The organism is Legionella erythra (genome assembly GCF_001467615.1).
GTDB lineage: Bacteria > Pseudomonadota > Gammaproteobacteria > Legionellales > Legionellaceae > Legionella_C > Legionella_C erythra.
On the sequence record NZ_LNYA01000020.1, the window covers coordinates 1 to 16,414 of the forward strand.

The window sequence follows — 16,414 nt, forward strand, 5'->3', positions numbered from 1 at the left end:
CCTGATCTTTTTCTTACACCCACTTGATCTTTTTCTTACAGCGTTTTAAAAATCAGGTGCGTTAGCCCTGGGAAAAAGTCAGGGAAAACACCTTGGTCATCACGTTATAATTCAAATTCTTGATCTTTTATTCATGTGATTAAACCTGATTCAATAAAGCAAGCAATTGCCTGTCTTCCTGATTTAATTCACGAATATCAAAATTGGGATTGGCTTCATACCACCATTGTTTTTTAAAATATTGCCGCAGTTTGGGTGAGGTAAATACACGGCCGTATTGAGCAAAGACAGTATTGCGCAGAATTCTTAATTGCTGGGGTGAAAGCCGCCTCAGTTTGTCAAGCGCATGCTCATCCTGGAGATAAGGCAGGATAATCTGGTAACGGACATAGCTTTTCCCGGTATAAAGACAGAGTGACAGATCATCAGACGGGTTAAAATGACTTAAGTTCCAGCTGTATTTCCGTGTTTTTCCTTCTCCAGTGATGGTCATCCCGGGTGGTGTGGGTTGCAGGTAGTCTGATTTCGGATCAATTTCACTGCATAAACGCGTGGGCGTATTGGGGATGACTTCAAGGGTGGTATGGCCAATGGTATTGTTCTGCCAGAGTGAACCTGTTTTTAACACATAAGAAACCCAGTGAAAACCCATGACATCATACGTGGCGCCGGTTTCATAGTCGTGTTGGATGGTCACGGTTTGCAACGGCGAAAACGTCATGTCCCAAAGGTAGGCGTCCTCATAATACAGACCCTTGTCCGGGTTGGCAGCTATTTTCTGTGGTTTGGCAGTGACTGGCTGATTATCGATTTTAACTTTAAAATCATAAACCAATGCCTTGCCTTCGCTGCTTTGCCGCTTATCGGGTAAGGCCACTTCACTCATGCCGGTGTTGACCGGAAAGGGGAAACCCATGGTTATGGCCACCGCCTCATTGCGCGTGTTTTGAAAGGTAAATGTACAATGATAATTCCAGGAGCCGTTCATGGCGGCATGATTCAGCTTGCGACCCGAAATGATGATCCGCTCATTCACCATCTGAATGTCAGGCTGACTGATAGGGATGGGCAGCGAGCCTGAGCCGCCAAAGGCGGTATCATTGGCGTACAGGTGGGTGGTATATCCCAGAAAAATCACCATGAAGCCGTGCCTGAAACCAACCGGTTTTGTGGTCATCAATCATCCCTGAACTTAAAAATTAGTTACAGTATAGGCAATGGCTATTTTTTCTGCCAAAACCATCTTTGACAATAAATTAATCACAAGGTACCATTTTGCGCTTTCAATGTACCCCGTTAAGCGATGCAGAAAAAATTCGAAAGCAGTGCACAGGATACCTTTATCTGTCCCCTGACAGGAAAACCGTTTCGCCATCCCATTCTGGCTTCTGATGGTCATCATTATGAGTTGAAAGCCCTGCTTAACCGACTGAATGCGGGTTATACCAATGGTTACCCCGGTGGGGCGGCTATTTTTTTTGCGAGCTATGATTTGCCGCTTCGAAACGAACTGGATGAGCGGGATATCCCTAAACGGCATGAAGAGTATGAAAGACAGCCCTGTCTTGAGCAACTAACAGAAAAGCTTAGTGCCCCTTACAAACCCTGGAAGCAGGATGTCTACAAAGCCTTGTTAACGGCCGACTCCCTGATGTTGATGGTCGCTGCACTCTGTTATTTTAAAGATAGCAACGCATTGAGCGCTGATGGTTTGCTCTTGTTAATGCTGACCAGCAGCCTCCTGGATTTCGCTATTCGCCAGGGGGGTGGCCATCAATACGGCATCGGCGGCATATTACAAAAACTACCGCGTTTCATACGATTGGTGGGGGAAGCAGTCAGCACGGCCTATGATCCCGATGAACATGAAAGCGTTTTTCGCCTATAGGAGGAGTTCAGCATGCATACCAAACGGGCGCATCAAACCATTTGTTGTCCGATAACCCAGATGCCTATGCGCCACCCGGTTTATGTTTATCCTCATCATTATGAATTGTCAGCCCTGCTGGATTGGTTTAGACAAGGCCATATTACCTCGCCATTAACTCGCGAAAAGGTGACTTATGTCATTTATGATAAGGTTTTTAAGGCCAAACTGGATGCGCTCAATCCAGATGACCGTCATGACGATTATGATTGCACGGCGGCGTTTAGAGAAATTAACCGTTATTTAAATCACCCCTACAGTGCTGCCCGTCAGGAGATGAATAAAACCGGGACCCTGTTTTTTTTCACAGCCGCTTTTTTTGCCCTGCTGATGAAAGCCATGGGCGGCAAAAACCAGCAGGCGCCGCAGGCTGATTTGGCCGATTTGTTATGTTGCCTGTTTCTTGTCGCTGGTTGCCGTTTTTTATACCGGATGGTTGAGCCCAATGCACAACGATTTTTCAGCCCGCCCAATAATCCCCGGCAACAAACTGAGCTTGCCTTGGATGAGCCAGGCGGAGAAAGGCTAAGTATCGATGATTAGCGGTTATTTATTTACTTAAAAGAAAAAATCCTGATAATAAACGGGGTTTGAAAAAGGAATTAAAGTCATGAACAGGATGTTAAAAATCAGTTTGGCCGCCCTCCATTTACTCTGGACGGGCGCGGTACCGGCCGCCGTTTATTTTAACCTGGGCGCGGGTGGTGTATTTTCTTCAACCAGCAATCGCTTTATCGGCAACTCCACTACGGTATTGTATGGTCCGACCGCGATAGGCACCAGTTTATTTTCCTTGCCCAACGTGAACTGGCAGAACGAATTCAACAATGGCTTCGATTTAAACGCCGCAGTGGGGTATCGCGTGAATGACACCTGGCGGGCTGATATTGAATGGGTGTATCAAAATCTCATGCGCTACAGCAAGGGCAGCTATGACTGGCAGGAACAAAATCCAGCTACTGGCGCTATTTATGCTCGACAGGCCAACAACCCCATTAGCGATAAAAGCAAGCGGTCGCACGTTTATTCGCTGCTCACAAACCTTGCCTATGATTTAAACCACCATGGCCGGTGGACCCCCTTCTTAAATGGCGGGGTAGGGGTGGCCTGGCTTCAATCGGGTCGGGTACAAACCAATAATATCATCAACATTGATGATCCGGCGACGCCCTTGATTGAAACCGCGCCGGCGATACAACATAGCCCCTCGCTTTATGGCACCGCTTTCGCCTGGCAATTTAAAACAGGGTTGGCTTACGACGTGAACGAGAAGACGACCGCCATCCTGCAATACCGTTTATTCGCAACATCCCATTTCAAAGCCGGCAACAGCGTGATTACCAGCAATCCCGGTGCACCGGGGCAGGCTTCATTTTATGTTGCCGAGCATGATATTAAAGGCTTGCTGACACAGGCTATCGAGTTAAATTTGCGCTTAAATGTTTAAGTTGGGCCGTTTTAACAGCCCTGCCATTAAAACATACCATTGCTGTTGGCAGCTTGGTCAGGAATGTTTTGAATAACATCCCAATGCTCGACAATTTTATTATTTTCCAGCCTGAAAATATCAACAATGGCTTGACCGCGCGTGCCGGGCTCCTTGATGGAATGGACATGCAGAATCACATAATCACCTTCCGCCATGACCCGTTTGATTTCGCTATGCGATTGAGGATAGGTGGATTTCAGGTAATCGAGGTATTGTTTAAAACCGTCAATGCCATCGTTTGCCAAGGGGTTGTGCTGGATATACCATGGGCCCATATAGGTTTCTGCTGCCGCGAAATCCTTGTCATTAATGGCCTTTTGGTAAAACTGCGTGACGACTTCTTTATTGATTTCCTGCTGACCCTTGCCGGCGAAAGCCAGGTTTGACGCGGCGAAGCAAAGGCTTAAGGCTAAAATTTTTTTACTCATGTTTTCTCCTTTATTTATCAATTAAATTGATTATAATTGGCTTTTTAAACTAAAAAAGCGCAATTTTTTGGTTCAAATCATCGATTTTATAGATTAATTAAGAGGGGCCAATGGCTAAAATTACGCTCAAACAGTGGCGGGTTCTGCAAACCGTGGCGGATGAGGGAACCTTTGCAAAAGCCGGGGAGAAATTGCATAAAAGCCAGTCGAGCATCAGCTACACTCTGGGTAAACTGCAGGATATCCTGGGTATTTCCCTGTTTGAACTGCAGGGACGAAAAGCGGTACTGACCGAGCAAGGCCTGCATATTCTCAATTTGTCGCGGCAATTAACGCGGGCTGCGAAGAGTCTGGAGCAGCGCGCCCATCACCTTAAATCTAATTATGAAAAAACACTGCGTTTGGCGGTGGATGAACTTTATCCTCCCGCTCGCTTATTGGCGGTTTTAAAAGCGTTTGGTTCTCAGAATACACATACCCGGATTATTTTAAATCAGGGGTTGTTATCCGGTTCCAGCGAAGCCCTGGAGCAGGGTGAAGCTGAGATGGTTATTGTTTCACGCATTCCTGAAGGCTACCTGGGCGATAAATTAATGGAAATAGACGCGCGACCTTATGCTCACGTGGACAGTCCACTGCACCAAAAACCGGTTGATCTTGATGCGCTTGGCGAGGAACGATACATTATCGCCCAGGATTCGGGACGGCATAATAAAAGGAACGAGGGTTGGCTGGGGTCGGAATTTCACTGGAAAGTCAGTTCCATGGAGATGAAAATTCAGTGTGTGGCGCATGGTATCGGGTTTTCCTGGTTGCCTGAACCCTTGGTCGCAGATAGAAACCTGCCCATTAAACCCTTGCAATTACCTAAGGACAATATTCGAACCTACCCGCTGTATCTGGTGCATCATGATCCCCAGAACATGGGGCCTTCCGCCCGCCAGTTAACCGACCTTTTCAGGCAACATAGTCAGTCAGTCTAACTGCAAATTGGATTGACAGTCAGCGGGGAATACAATAATTTTACCAGCCTGCTCTGGGGTGCTGCATAAGGATAGTTGAATGAAGCCGCTGTACGTTGATCCGGATATCAGGAAAGCGTCGACTTTGTCGTCAGATTTTTACACTTCAACCGACTGGTTTTTGCAAAGCAAGGAAAAAATTTTTGCTAAAACCTGGCAATTTTGCCTGAGCACGGAAGCGTTACGCCTCCCCGGTCAATTGGTACCGCATACCTTGCTGCCTGGTTTTCTCGATGAACCCTTGCTGTTTGTTCGGGATGAGAAGGATGCCTTGCATTGCCTGAGTAATGTGTGCACCCATCGCGGTAATCTGTTGGTCGATGCACCCTGTACCGTCATGCAGAAAATCAAATGCGCTTATCATGGGCGTCGCTTTAGTCTTTGCGGCGAGATGCTGCACATGCCGGAATTTGAACAAACCGAGAATTTTCCTTCCGAGCGCGATAATCTATCGGTGATTCCTTTTGATACGCTAGCCCCGTTTTTGTTTGCTTCGCTGTCGCCTGTGGCGCCATTTGAGGCGGTTTTTGCGGATATTCGCGAGCGGCTATACTGGCTGCCCATGGAAAACATGCGTTTGGATACAAATCGTTCCCGTGATTACCTGGTTAAAGCCCACTGGGCTCTTTATTGTGAAAATTACCTTGAAGCCCTGCATATTCCGTTTGTTCATCATGGTTTAAGGCAAGTGATTGATTGCACTACGTATACTACTGAACTTTACCGTTACTGCAATCTGCAATTGGCGTTGGCTGCTCATGGTGAAGAGAGCTTTAATTTACCCAAAGACGCACCGGATTTTGGCAAGGACGTAGCGGCTTATTATTACTGGATCTTCCCCAATACCATGCTTAATTTTTACCCATGGGGATGTTCAGTGAATGTGGTCAAGCCGTTAGCGCCGGATTTAACCAAAGTGTCCTTTTTGACTTTTGTGCTTGATGAAAGCAAATTGAATAAAGGTGCAGGCGGTGAACTGGATATTGTTGAGCGGGAAGATGAAGCGGTGGTTGAAGCTGTTCAACAAGGCATCCGCTCCCGTTTCTATGACAGCGGTCGTTTTTCACCAACCAAAGAACAAGGCACGCATCACTTTCAGCGCTTGCTTTGTGAATTCCTGAATGATTAGCTAAAAAGGACAGTAATGCAGGATGCGCCCCAGGAACCGGGTTTGCAGCGTCAGCTGAGTGCCCGTACGTTAAGCATGATTACCCTGGGCGGTTCATTGGGGACCGGTATTTTTTTAGCCAGCGGCAATGCCTTGTCGATGGCAGGTCCTGGCGGCACCTTACTGGCTTATACCATCATGGGTATTATGGTGTACTATCTGATGGGTGGCTTGGGGGAACTCGCGGCTTACATGCCGAGTTCAGGAGCCTTTTATGTGTATGCATCGCGTTTTATTGACCCTTCTTTGGGTTATGCTCTGGCCTGGAATTACTGGTTTAGCTGGCCAATCACCATTGCATCGGAAATCGCGGCCTCGGCTTTGTTGATGAATTTCTGGTTTCCTGGCAGCCCGCCGTTGCTATGGTGTGGTACCTTCCTGGGGTTAGTCCTCGGTTTTAACGTCATTTCAACCAAAGCATTTGGTTTGGCGGAATATTGGTTCTCTTTCATCAAAATTACGGTCATCCTGTTATTCATTGCCGCAGGCTTGGCCATGATTGCCGACCTGACGGAATACCAGCCAGGCGGGTTTAAGTACTGGTCTATCGGCGATGCCCCTTTTCATGATGGGTGGCTTGGTGTTTTAAGTGCTTTTGTCGCTGCTGGTTTCTCATTTCAGGGTACGGAGTTATTAGGTATTGCCGCTGGGGAAAGCGATAACCCAGCGATAAATGTTCCCCGTGCTGTCAAATTGGTATTCTGGCGAATTTTGCTGTTTTTCGTTTTATCGATTTTGATTATCAGTTTACTCATTCCTTATACCGCCGAGCAATTGACGGTATCCGATGTGCTCATGAGCCCGTTTACCTTTGTGTTTCAGCAAAGGGGGCTTGCTTCGGCCGCCTTTTTGATGAATGGGGTGGTGTTAATTGCCATTCTGTCGACCGCCAATTCCGGGTTATATGTCTCAAGCCGTTTGCTTTGGTTCCTTGCCCGTGAAGGTCATTTCCCTAAAGGCTTCACCCGAGTGAATCGACGTGGTGTGCCTCTGCGGGCACTGGCGTTGACGGGCAGTATTGCCTTGTTGGCGTTTTTATCCTCATTATACGGCAGTGGCCGTGTGTATTTCTGGTTACTCAATGCCGGCAGTTTGTCCGGTTTTATTACCTGGATGGGGATAGCCGCCAGCCATTACCGCTTTCGTAAAGCCTATCTTCATCAGGGGTATGAGCTCGATAAGCTTCCTTACCTGGCGAAAGGGTATCCCTATGGTCCTTTGTTTGCCTTCGGTCTATGCCTGCTGATTATTGGCAGCCAAAATTACAAAGCCTCTCTTGGGCACGCTATCGATTGGCAAGGCGTGATGATTTCTTACCTGGGTGTTCCCTTGTTTTTAAGCCTATGGCTTGGTCATAAATGGCTGAACAAAACACGCCATGTGACGCTGGAGGCCTGCCGTTTTGATGAGCGGTGATTTGTTAATTGTTATTAAGCAGGGTAAAGTTTCAATTTTATTGGCATCAATGGATTGCTGCATGAATGGGGTTAATCAAGCGTTGTTCTGCTGTTTGCTGGTGTTGCCGATGTATGCTCCTAACGCGGGGGAAGTGCCGCTTTGCAGCGGAGACAACCGTATGCTGTCATTGGTGGATAGACCATCCGAAGCCTTAAGTGCCTGTATCGTTCCTGCTCAATCGTTACTCATTGAGTCGGGGTATACTTATCAGCAATCGACACCCAATGGCTTTAGTCATAATGTACCGCAGATGGAATGGCGACTGGGTTTGGGGCGTCATACCGAGATTGATTTCTTACCGCCCGCTTATAACTGGCAATCGGCGCCTCGTCAGGTGGGTTATGGTTTGATGACATTGGGGGCCAAACACCTCGCCTATTATGACGACCATCAGTTAGCTACCCTGCAGGCGGCCATTTCACCGCCCTCAGGCGGTCAAAATTTTGGGGGTCGTAAAAACGGCTACATGGTGAATGGAATTTATAATTACAGTTTTGATTCGGGCTTGGGTATTGCCGCGCAAATGGGATTTGCCTCATTCGTCACGCAACCGGTGGATGGTAACCAACGCTATCTTAGTATAAATCCACTTCTTTTAGCCGGTTGGCCCTTACAGGAAAAAATAAATGTTTACTTCGAGGTCTATGCCCAGAGCTGTACCGCGCCCAATCAAGGTTGGGGTGTTAATGCTGATACTGGATTGGTTTTCCTGGCCGCAAAAAACCTGACGCTTGATGTAGTATATAACCAGCGTCTCTATGGCGCTTTAAATGGTTTGGAGCGATCCTTTGGTGGTGGCCTGGTCATGGGCTTTTTCTAATTCGCCCTGGCATTTTCCAAAGGTCCATGAATTAACTCATCACCGTCTTGTTTTTTTAATGACACAAAAATTGCCACAGAGCATAAGGTTAAAATCGCCAGGGCTACAAACGATTCATGAAAGGTTTTTAAGCTTAAGGCAGCTTCATGGTTACTGGCTGAAAAAATGCGGACCAAGATGGCGGCGACGGCAACCCCGAAACTTTGCGCGAGTTGCTGGGTCGTGCTCATGATGCTGGTGGCTGCACTGATGTCATCAGGGGCCAGATTGGCATAGGCTAAGGAATTCATCCCGGTGTATTGCAGGGAGATTAAAAAACCGTAGGCGAAGGTCAGGGTGGTGATTAGATAAATAGAAGTCTGTTCATTGACTAAGGCAAAGGAAAACAGGCTGAAGGCCACCAGCACGGTGTTAAGTATCAGGAGCTTTTTGTAGCCAAAAAACCTGAGTATAGCCAGAGACAGAGGCTTGACCAGCAAAACGCCCAAGGCGATGGGCGCTAAAAGCAACCCCGATAGTTCGGGGGAAAACCCAAGGCAAATCTGAAAAAGGAGCGGAAGGAGAAAGGGTATGCCGCCAAATCCCAGGCGAGCCAGAAGATTCCCGGTGATGGAAACCCGAAAGGTGCGGATGCGAAGCAAACCCACATGGACAACTGGATGGGCTTTGTGGCGCGAATGCCAGCTATAAACGATCAGCAACAGCACAGCCAAGGCGATGGTTAACAACGAATGGGAGTTTCTGGTATGGGATTCGCTTAACGTGGACAAACCAAACGTCAGGGTCGCGAGACCGCTGCCAAACAGAATAAAACCGAGCTTGTCGAGATTATGCACCGGTCTTGGCGGCATGGACGGCAGCAATTTTCGAGCAAGGATCAGCGCAAGGACGCCAATGGGTGCATTCACCCAGAATATCCAGCGCCAGGAGAAGTGATTGGTGATAAAACCGCCCACCACCGGTCCAAGCATCATGCCTATTGCCGCCACCATGACCACAATACTCATTTTGGCAACCAACTCGTGCCGCTCGCAGGTACGGATAATAATTAAACGCCCGACTGGCATGGTCAGTGAACCGCCCAGTCCTTGCACAATACGCGCAACAATCAATTCCGGCAGGCTTTGAGTAAACCCACACCAGATGGAGCTTAGGGTAAATACCGCAATCGCAGCCATGAAGACTTTTTTAACCCCGAATTTATCCGCTATCCAACCGCTGATGGGGATAAAAATAGCCAGGCTGAGCAGGTAACTGATCAGCGCCAGTTTCAAATCAATGGGGTAGACATTGAGGCTTTTGGCCATGACCGGAATGGCCGTATTAATGACGGTGGTATCTACGGACTCCATGAACATGGCAAAGGATACCAACACAAGGATAAGGTTTTTTCTCATTGATAGCCACCTAACGGGCAATGACCGCCGCGGTCATACGTGAGACACAGGTTTTTTTGCCTTGTTCATTGTAAATGTCAATCTGCCAAACCTGGGTTGTACGCCCCAAATGGACGGGAGACGCGACAGCCGTCACCAGCCCCTCCTTAACCGAACGCAGATGGTTGGCATTGATTTCAAGGCCCACGCAATAAAAGTGCTTGATATCAATTACCGCATTGGCTGCCGTACTGGCGACGGTTTCTGCCAGTACGACATTGGCGCCGCCATGGAGAATGCCTATGGGTTGTCGTGTGCGCTCATCAACCGGCATGGTGGCTGTGAGGTAATCCTCGCCAATTTCTGTAAACTGGATCCCCAATAATTCTGACAGGGTATTTTTGCCGCGGCGATTCAAATCGTCAACACCAAATTCGTTGTACCAGATGGCCATTTTCATCTCCACTTCTTTGTAAAATAAGCATAAACTCTAATACTACGCAAACCAATAAGAAATTCCTATGACTAATCCATCATGTATGCGCTGTTATGTGGCGGGGAAAGTGCAGGGCGTCTGGTATCGTGCTTCGGCAAAAGAAGAGGCAATGAGGCTCGGTATCACAGGATGGGTCCGCAACCTGGCTGATGGGCGTGTGGAAATTTTAGCCTGTGGCGAGCGGGAACAGCTCGACTTGTTTTATAGTTGGGTAAAAAAAGGCCCCCGGTTGGCCCGGGTAGAAGAACATTGCCGTGAAGAGCTGCCCTGGCAGGATTATCAAGGATTTGATTCGCTTTAAGGTTATCGCATATGAAACAATTTACACGCACTTTTCTGTTGGCCCTGGTATGGTTTTCGCTGCTGGTTGTTCCTTATACCATTACTTTTTATGTTTGTTATAGCGGTCTTTGCGGTGGGCCAGGTGTTCCGTCGCATTACGTTTCCATCGTCGGCTATTATATCTGGCTTTACCCATTGATTGTTTTCGCTAGCCTGTTTTATGCCCGCAGACTCAATAAGACATCACGTTCAAATCAATCCATTATGGCTCTGTTGATCCCGTTTATCTGCTTATTGCCCCTCCTGTATGTGATTTATAATACGGGTAGCCAATTTGCCAACTACAACAAGTTGCAGGCGAATATGTACAATATCCAACCGGATGATTTTGTCTGTGCCCCGGAGCAATTTGTCCGGCATCTCAAAAGCAATCCGTATCTGGATGATATTTTTTATTTTTTTGAGGGTAAACGCAGTGATTATGGGGTGGCCTGGAGCATATATTCCTATCCCACGCGGGAAGCACTGGCTGCAGCCTTAAAAGAGAGGGGGATTGATTTGGCACAATGCAAAAATCCGAAAGGGCAGGGAATATAATTTCCCATCAGCCTGAGGCGATTTGTGATTGTGGAAAAATCACTCGAAATCCCGGCTCAAGAATTTGTCCGAGGGGATTTTTTGATATCTCACTGTCAAACACCTGTTGACGCAGCCAAAGTAATTGCTGAAAGCTGGTATCAACCCCCGATTCTGTGCGCAAAACCTGCTGCACCGATTGGCGATATTGACGAATGATTTTCTGCCATTCATTGCGGTGTTTCGTTGTGAGCAAACGAGCGAATTGCCTGCCTGCGGTCAGGTGGTTAGTCTTATTTAGATTCTCAATTAATTCATCTTGCCAACCCGGCTTATTCTGTAACGGCAGGCTTGTTAAAAGGTCACAGCGTGTTTTGGAAAACACGGGATGTTGATAGTCAATCATCAGGACTGCCTGAACGAAGTGCTTGTCAATGAGTTTATCGTGAAGCAGCTGGCGAATGGCCTGCTGATCATTATAACCTTTAACTGGTGTAAGCCAGGGATGATCGGCATCCTGCAAGGCAGTTTCGGGAAAATGCATGCCCCATTGATGCAATAAAGAGGCATACACGGGAGCCGTTATGGAGGACTTAATCTTACCAAGCAAGGGATTGAGCCAGAATGCTGAAGGGATAGAAACCTGGGAATGGCCATCACTGGATTCCAGATTAATTTCAGTGGTGCAGAAGAGGGGGCGAAGCTGCTCCTGCAAACTCAAGTGCCTGATAAAATCGTTCATCTTGCGCGATTGCCGCAGTTTCTTCATTCCCTTTTTGACATCGTTGGCTAACCAATGCGGCTCACTGATTTGAGACAACAGCGAGGCGGTTTCCTCATCAAGCCGATTGGGTGTGAACGCCAAAGGCCGGGAACTTGTCCACCAGTCATTGTGGGGCGTCTTCAGTTCCTTAAGAATAGGACCGCCGGAATTGTGGCAGGCCGAGCAGCGCATGCGCTGGCCGAAATGGGCTTCATCCGGGGGACTCTGGCGGTATAAAAAGCGGTTATCGCGATGAGCATCTTTGGAATTTCCACGATAAAACCACCGCGTTTGACTGCCATCAATCCCCCGTAATTCATAAAAATTATACAGAGCTTTTTCTTTATCCCAGGCAATAACTTCTATTAATAATTTGCCGGCTTCAGCTTGCTCATCAAGATGAATGAGGTTTTTTTCCAGGGTAGTGAAATAGCCAATAAAAAAATCGCCGTGGGCTATGCGAGTACCATCCCGCATCGAACCGAAAATGGACGTGAAGAAGCTGAAACTTCCTTGTGAGGGATTGTTGCGGCCACGGTTGGCAACCAGGCTGATTTGCTGATTTAAGCCATTTTGACGCAATAGGGCCGTGAAATCGGTAATCGTTTCGGGGCAAGAGGTACTTGTTGAGACCAGTGTAAATAAGGGATCATGTTTGATGGCCAGGGCATTATCCCTGGAGTAAATTGGGCAGCGGGCATGACTAAGGGAGACAATACACAGCAAGAACAGTAAGTATTTCTTCATTGTTTTCATCCCAGGCAGCAATAGCGGTAATGTATTGATTTCAAAGGGGTTAGTAAAGCGAAAATTGTTATTTTCTATCTTGAAAAAAGAAGGAAAGGTTGTCTTATCTGCTGCAAGCGCTTATTTGATCTATAATTAAATAGGATTCGTCGCTTTTGCTGTACCATGATGGTTAAAGAGCTAATTGAAAAACGGGTCATTTCTTTTTCTGTAAAAACACAAGCAATAAACTACGCAGAAAGCCATAAAATCCTCAACCATGAGGTACCCCTCCCGCTCACTCATTTTTTTGATCGTCTTGCCCAGGTTGAATCATTTTCTCAAGATGAGTTTAATGCTTTTTTTGCTGAATTGGCCGCCCTTGAAAAAAGCCATGCCGCCCTGCATGATTTCTTTATCGGTTTGGTTAAAGCCATGGCTGTGAGTTATTACCTTTCTATTGAATCGACAATCAATAACCTTATCCAGCAGATAGAAACCAATGTACAGCAGGGTTTGCCGCTACCGGTGAGACGCGACAGCGATTGGCAGCCATTTTTACCCTTGTTAAACTATCTGCTGCTTACTCAGGAACCTCGTCTGCAACTGCTTCACAGCACCCCGAGCATGGATTTTCCTGGTCAGACACCCTACGCCAACCAGATTATTCAGTATGACCTTGTGTTTGCTTTTAATGCGTTAGCCCTATGCCATGCCTTTTTAACGCATCCATCCTATCAACAGTGGGATTTGATGAAGCCGATTCTGCCGCCTGGGTATAAAAAAACCACGAAAAACATGACTAACCGCAACGAATATTACCCCTATAAAAAAATGTTCAAAATTCACGCTGGCCGAGTTGGTGATACGTTCTTTTACGCCACCAACGGCAAGAAAATTCGCTGTACCAAATTACAAAGCCGACGTTATTTCAATCCGGATAAAGGCAATAACCTACCGTCTCATCCTTAACCGGTTCGCAACCAGAGGTCATCCGCTTGTAAATAAAAATGATAATCATTATCATTTGATTTTGCCCTGATCCCATTCATTGATGTTGAAAAAAATTGCATTAGGCGGTTTGCTTACCCTCTCTGCCGGTTTGGCCAGCGGCCTGCCTCACCCCTTTGAAAATGAACGGTTTTCTTATCAGGGGCATGTGTTTTTCAATGTCAGTGATTCCGCTCTGGCAGGCGAACGGTACTTACTCAATCAACAATTATCCAATGTGAAGCTCGAATCGGATTTGGCCCTGTGGGAACAAAGTGGGGTCAAAGGCTTGCTCATTTATAACACGCTCCCGACACCGGTCACGCCACAATTGTATTTTGAGCAACTCTATGTTGGTTTGCACGAGCCTTCCATGGCATCCTTTTATTTCGAGGCCGGTAGAAAATGGCTGCCTTTTGGCCGTTATAAAAATGATTTGATTTATAAACCTTTGACTAAAGCCATGGGACAGACCAATGAGGATGCGTTAGTCATGACTTATGATAATCGCTTCTACGGCAGTGTTTCCTTGTATGCTCCCCATTCACACATCCGTTCTTCGCCACTGGATTATTACTACGGTGTCAATACAGGTTGGCATGAAGATGAGTATGACATGGGGTTGAGTTATCTCTATTCCTTGGCTGAAAGTCAATTATTTCAGTATAACAAGGGCTTTGGCGGTTATCTGTTTACCCCTATTAATAGCCATGTTCCAGGGGGAGCCGCTTATGTGAATTGGCATGATCAGCGTTATTCAATTTATCTGACCTTTATTTCTGCTTTGCGGCGCTTTAATCTCAATGAGCTTGCCTACCAAAATAAAGGCGCTTCCCCCAGGGCTATTAGCGTGCAAAGCAGCTATGCCTTCCAGTGGAGAGCGATGCAAGCCAAGGCCACTGTTTTTTATGATCAATCCGTTCAAGCTCTGGCTTTGCAATTACCTGAAAAGCGGGTGGGTATTGGCCTAAGCGTGTATCCAAGGCCTTACCTCACCCTGCAATTACAGTATTTCAAAGATATTAACTATCCGCAGGCTGTAGTGGCGTCAGGTCTTAATCGACAGGTCAGGGGTTATCAGGGCAATCGGGATACCTTTGCCTTGCAGGCTATCGTGAATTTTTAAATGGGAAGATGCATGGATCCCCCGCCTCTGCGGGGGATGAAGAATTAAATGACGGGTGTTATACCCGGCATTGCGTGGTCAGGACACCCACTTGCGCAAAGGCTGTTTTGAAGGTTTTCAAATCCAGGTTCAAATCCTTGGCTGCATACAAAACGCCGCATGCTCCGTTTTTGAAATCAGTGGTTGGCGTCCAATAACGGCTATTGGCGACCACCATGGCATGGTAAGCTTTTTTGATGCCGATTTTCTGAGACAATAAATAGAACGCTTTGTTAAACACGCCGCTGGCGGTGTGAACGATGAAACTTTGTTGCTCCTGCGGATCGGCGATGCGGGATTTGGCGAAAGCCACCAGTTCAGGGTAACTGATTGCGCAATAACTGCCATTCGCACGAGCCAGTGTCTTATCCAGGCAATCAGCGGAACTGCCGTCGGAAGACGGGTAATCCATGAAGCGCAGCGCCTTGCCAAAAGAGTCTTTGACAATGGTTTCACCGATGCCCCAGGTGACTTCCTTTGGATTTAAATTGGTTTTGCTGAAAAGCAGGGGTTCTTTTTCCAACAGATAGGCGCGTGTGGCCTGGCCGCCCATGTCCGAGAGTGATTCATTGAGGGCTCCTGACTGATCATGGTATTCAAGACCCGCATGTTGCTCAGTGAACCCATGGGTAACCTCATGACCTGCGACATCCAGCGAAACCAGGGGATAAAAATCAGTGCCATCACCAAATGACATGGCTTGGCCATCCCAAAACGCATTATCGTAACCGTCGCCAAAATGGACACGCATAATCAAGGGTATGGCTTTCCCTTTGGTGTTTTGCAACGCATTAACCCCATACCAGTTTTTATACATATCAATGATGGTGTGGCCGAAATAATAAGCATCATTTGTGGGCGAATAGGCGCCGTTTACCGTCTCTTCCGTATTACTGTTGCAGGGATATTGATAGGGCGTCATGATTTTGTCGTCCCAATCCCATTTGGAATTTAAATGAACCAGCCTGACTTTCGAATCATCCATGATGCAGGTCTCACCCTGCTGCGTCACGTCCAATGCCGGCAGACCGTCTTGACCATACCAGTATTCATGAATCTTCTCATTGCCTCCAGGGCCCGTATCACCGTATGTTTTGACATCGTTCCACTGACTTAAAATGGCGCCGGATTGCGCATCAATCACAAACGTCGGTTGCGCCGGTTTGTTGTCCTGCACGGACTTTAGAGCAACCAGATAGACCAGGCGAGGTGTATTGGCTTCTGTTATGCGGATTTGTAATTCACTGCGGATAAGAGAGGCCTCATGAGTATGGTTGCTTTGATACGCTTTTTTCGCCACATCAACGGCCTTATCGGCGTTAAAGGCAGGTTGGGTGTTTACATCCAACGCATTAATCAATTGGCCATTCACGTTGCCTGCCGCCTTGGCCGTCAGCGTGGCTGTAGACGATTGGGCAACTGTCACTTGAGCGCCAATCACCGGGATTCCTTTGTAGAGTTGTTGCAAACGGGTAATGGTTTTGCTGTTCTCCCGGGTTTGACTGATCTGTTGCAGGGCATTATCCGAGGGTGCAGCTTTGCTGGCAGCTGCCAGATTGACCTGAGGCTGAATGAGGGAAAAAGACTTCAAACTGGAAAGAGGGGCCTGGTAAAGGTCTACCGCGTTACTTGCTATTAATGCAGGCGAGAGGGTACTGAGCGATAAAACGGCTACTGTTCTTAACATATTTAAATCCAGGTCAATAGTTAACAGGGCCATCATGTCAT

17 protein-coding genes are annotated in these 16,414 nt (G+C 47.2%); 11 read left to right on the forward strand and 6 right to left on the reverse strand.

All coding sequences use genetic code 11. From position 1 onward, the window contains the following. Positions 1–139: 139 nt before the first annotated feature. Positions 140–1,177, reverse strand: coding sequence for a YARHG domain-containing protein (locus Lery_RS04430; RefSeq protein ID WP_058526056.1), 1,038 nt, complete (start codon positions 1,175–1,177; stop codon positions 140–142). Positions 1,178–1,303: 126 nt separating this feature from the next. Here Lery_RS04430 and Lery_RS04435 point away from each other — a divergent pair, with 126 nt between their 5' ends. The 3 genes from Lery_RS04435 (at position 1,304) to Lery_RS04445 (ending at position 3,374) form a co-directional block, all read left to right on the forward strand. Further along, positions 1,304–1,888 carry an RING finger protein gene (locus tag Lery_RS04435; RefSeq protein ID WP_058526057.1) on the forward strand — a complete coding sequence of 195 codons (585 nt, stop codon included), beginning with the start codon at positions 1,304–1,306 and terminating at the stop codon, positions 1,886–1,888. Between the two features lie 12 nt (positions 1,889–1,900). Then, complete coding sequence (locus Lery_RS04440; protein ID WP_058526058.1) at positions 1,901–2,470, forward strand: RING finger protein; 570 nt, start codon at positions 1,901–1,903, stop codon at positions 2,468–2,470. 67 nt (positions 2,471–2,537) lie between these two features. Further along, on the forward strand, positions 2,538–3,374 hold the full coding sequence (locus Lery_RS04445; RefSeq protein WP_237759143.1) for an outer membrane protein: 837 nt from the start codon (positions 2,538–2,540) through the stop codon (positions 3,372–3,374). Between the two features lie 26 nt (positions 3,375–3,400). On the opposite strand, the gene Lery_RS04450 is transcribed toward Lery_RS04445, so the two are convergent. Next, entirely contained in the window at positions 3,401–3,844 is a 444-nt protein-coding gene (locus Lery_RS04450; RefSeq protein ID WP_058526059.1) for a nuclear transport factor 2 family protein, read from the reverse strand. Between the two features lie 110 nt (positions 3,845–3,954). Between Lery_RS04450 and Lery_RS04455 the strand changes: the two genes are divergently transcribed. The 4 genes from Lery_RS04455 (at position 3,955) to Lery_RS04470 (ending at position 8,312) form a co-directional block, all read left to right on the forward strand. Continuing rightward, positions 3,955–4,827, forward strand: a complete 873-nt coding sequence (locus Lery_RS04455) for a LysR family transcriptional regulator (protein ID WP_058526060.1) — start codon at positions 3,955–3,957, stop codon at positions 4,825–4,827. A gap of 79 nt (positions 4,828–4,906) precedes the next feature. After that, positions 4,907–5,995 (forward strand): SRPBCC family protein, encoded by a 1,089-nt coding sequence (locus tag Lery_RS04460; protein WP_058526061.1) that lies wholly within the window; start codon positions 4,907–4,909, stop codon positions 5,993–5,995. Positions 5,996–6,010: 15 nt separating this feature from the next. Further along, positions 6,011–7,450 carry an amino acid permease gene (locus tag Lery_RS04465; protein ID WP_058526062.1) on the forward strand — a complete coding sequence of 480 codons (1,440 nt, stop codon included), beginning with the start codon at positions 6,011–6,013 and terminating at the stop codon, positions 7,448–7,450. Between the two features lie 61 nt (positions 7,451–7,511). Further along, a complete protein-coding gene (locus Lery_RS04470) occupies positions 7,512–8,312 on the forward strand; it encodes a transporter (protein ID WP_131751166.1) in 801 nt (266 codons plus the stop codon). Here the strand turns inward: Lery_RS04470 and Lery_RS04475 are convergent. Next, positions 8,309–9,709 carry a DHA2 family efflux MFS transporter permease subunit gene (locus tag Lery_RS04475; RefSeq protein ID WP_058526064.1) on the reverse strand — a complete coding sequence of 467 codons (1,401 nt, stop codon included), beginning with the start codon at positions 9,707–9,709 and terminating at the stop codon, positions 8,309–8,311. The genes Lery_RS04470 and Lery_RS04475 overlap by 4 nt on opposite strands. 10 nt (positions 9,710–9,719) lie before the next feature. Then, the gene (locus Lery_RS04480; RefSeq protein ID WP_058526085.1) at positions 9,720–10,142 is read right to left on the reverse strand and encodes a hotdog fold thioesterase; all 423 of its coding nucleotides are present in this window, start codon (positions 10,140–10,142) and stop codon (positions 9,720–9,722) included. A gap of 67 nt (positions 10,143–10,209) precedes the next feature. On the opposite strand from Lery_RS04480, the gene Lery_RS04485 reads away from it, so the two are divergent. Beyond that, positions 10,210–10,485, forward strand: a complete 276-nt coding sequence (locus tag Lery_RS04485; RefSeq protein WP_058526065.1) for an acylphosphatase — start codon at positions 10,210–10,212, stop codon at positions 10,483–10,485. An 11-nt stretch (positions 10,486–10,496) separates the two neighbouring features. Further along, positions 10,497–11,063 carry a hypothetical protein gene (locus tag Lery_RS04490; protein WP_058526066.1) on the forward strand — a complete coding sequence of 189 codons (567 nt, stop codon included), beginning with the start codon at positions 10,497–10,499 and terminating at the stop codon, positions 11,061–11,063. Positions 11,064–11,070: 7 nt separating this feature from the next. On the opposite strand, the gene Lery_RS04495 is transcribed toward Lery_RS04490, so the two are convergent. Next, on the reverse strand, positions 11,071–12,552 hold the full coding sequence (locus Lery_RS04495) for a hypothetical protein (RefSeq protein WP_058526067.1): 1,482 nt from the start codon (positions 12,550–12,552) through the stop codon (positions 11,071–11,073). A 165-nt stretch (positions 12,553–12,717) separates the two neighbouring features. Between Lery_RS04495 and Lery_RS04500 the strand changes: the two genes are divergently transcribed. Together Lery_RS04500 and Lery_RS04505 are read left to right on the forward strand one after the other, a co-directional pair. Beyond that, positions 12,718–13,503, forward strand: coding sequence for a hypothetical protein (locus Lery_RS04500; protein WP_058526068.1), 786 nt, complete (start codon positions 12,718–12,720; stop codon positions 13,501–13,503). An 82-nt stretch (positions 13,504–13,585) separates the two neighbouring features. Next, positions 13,586–14,647, forward strand: coding sequence for an LbtU family siderophore porin (locus Lery_RS04505; protein ID WP_131751165.1), 1,062 nt, complete (start codon positions 13,586–13,588; stop codon positions 14,645–14,647). Between the two features lie 58 nt (positions 14,648–14,705). Here the strand turns inward: Lery_RS04505 and Lery_RS04510 are convergent, their stop codons facing one another. Next, positions 14,706–16,373, reverse strand: coding sequence for a M4 family metallopeptidase (locus tag Lery_RS04510; protein WP_058526087.1), 1,668 nt, complete (start codon positions 16,371–16,373; stop codon positions 14,706–14,708). Positions 16,374–16,414: the final 41 nt, after the last annotated feature.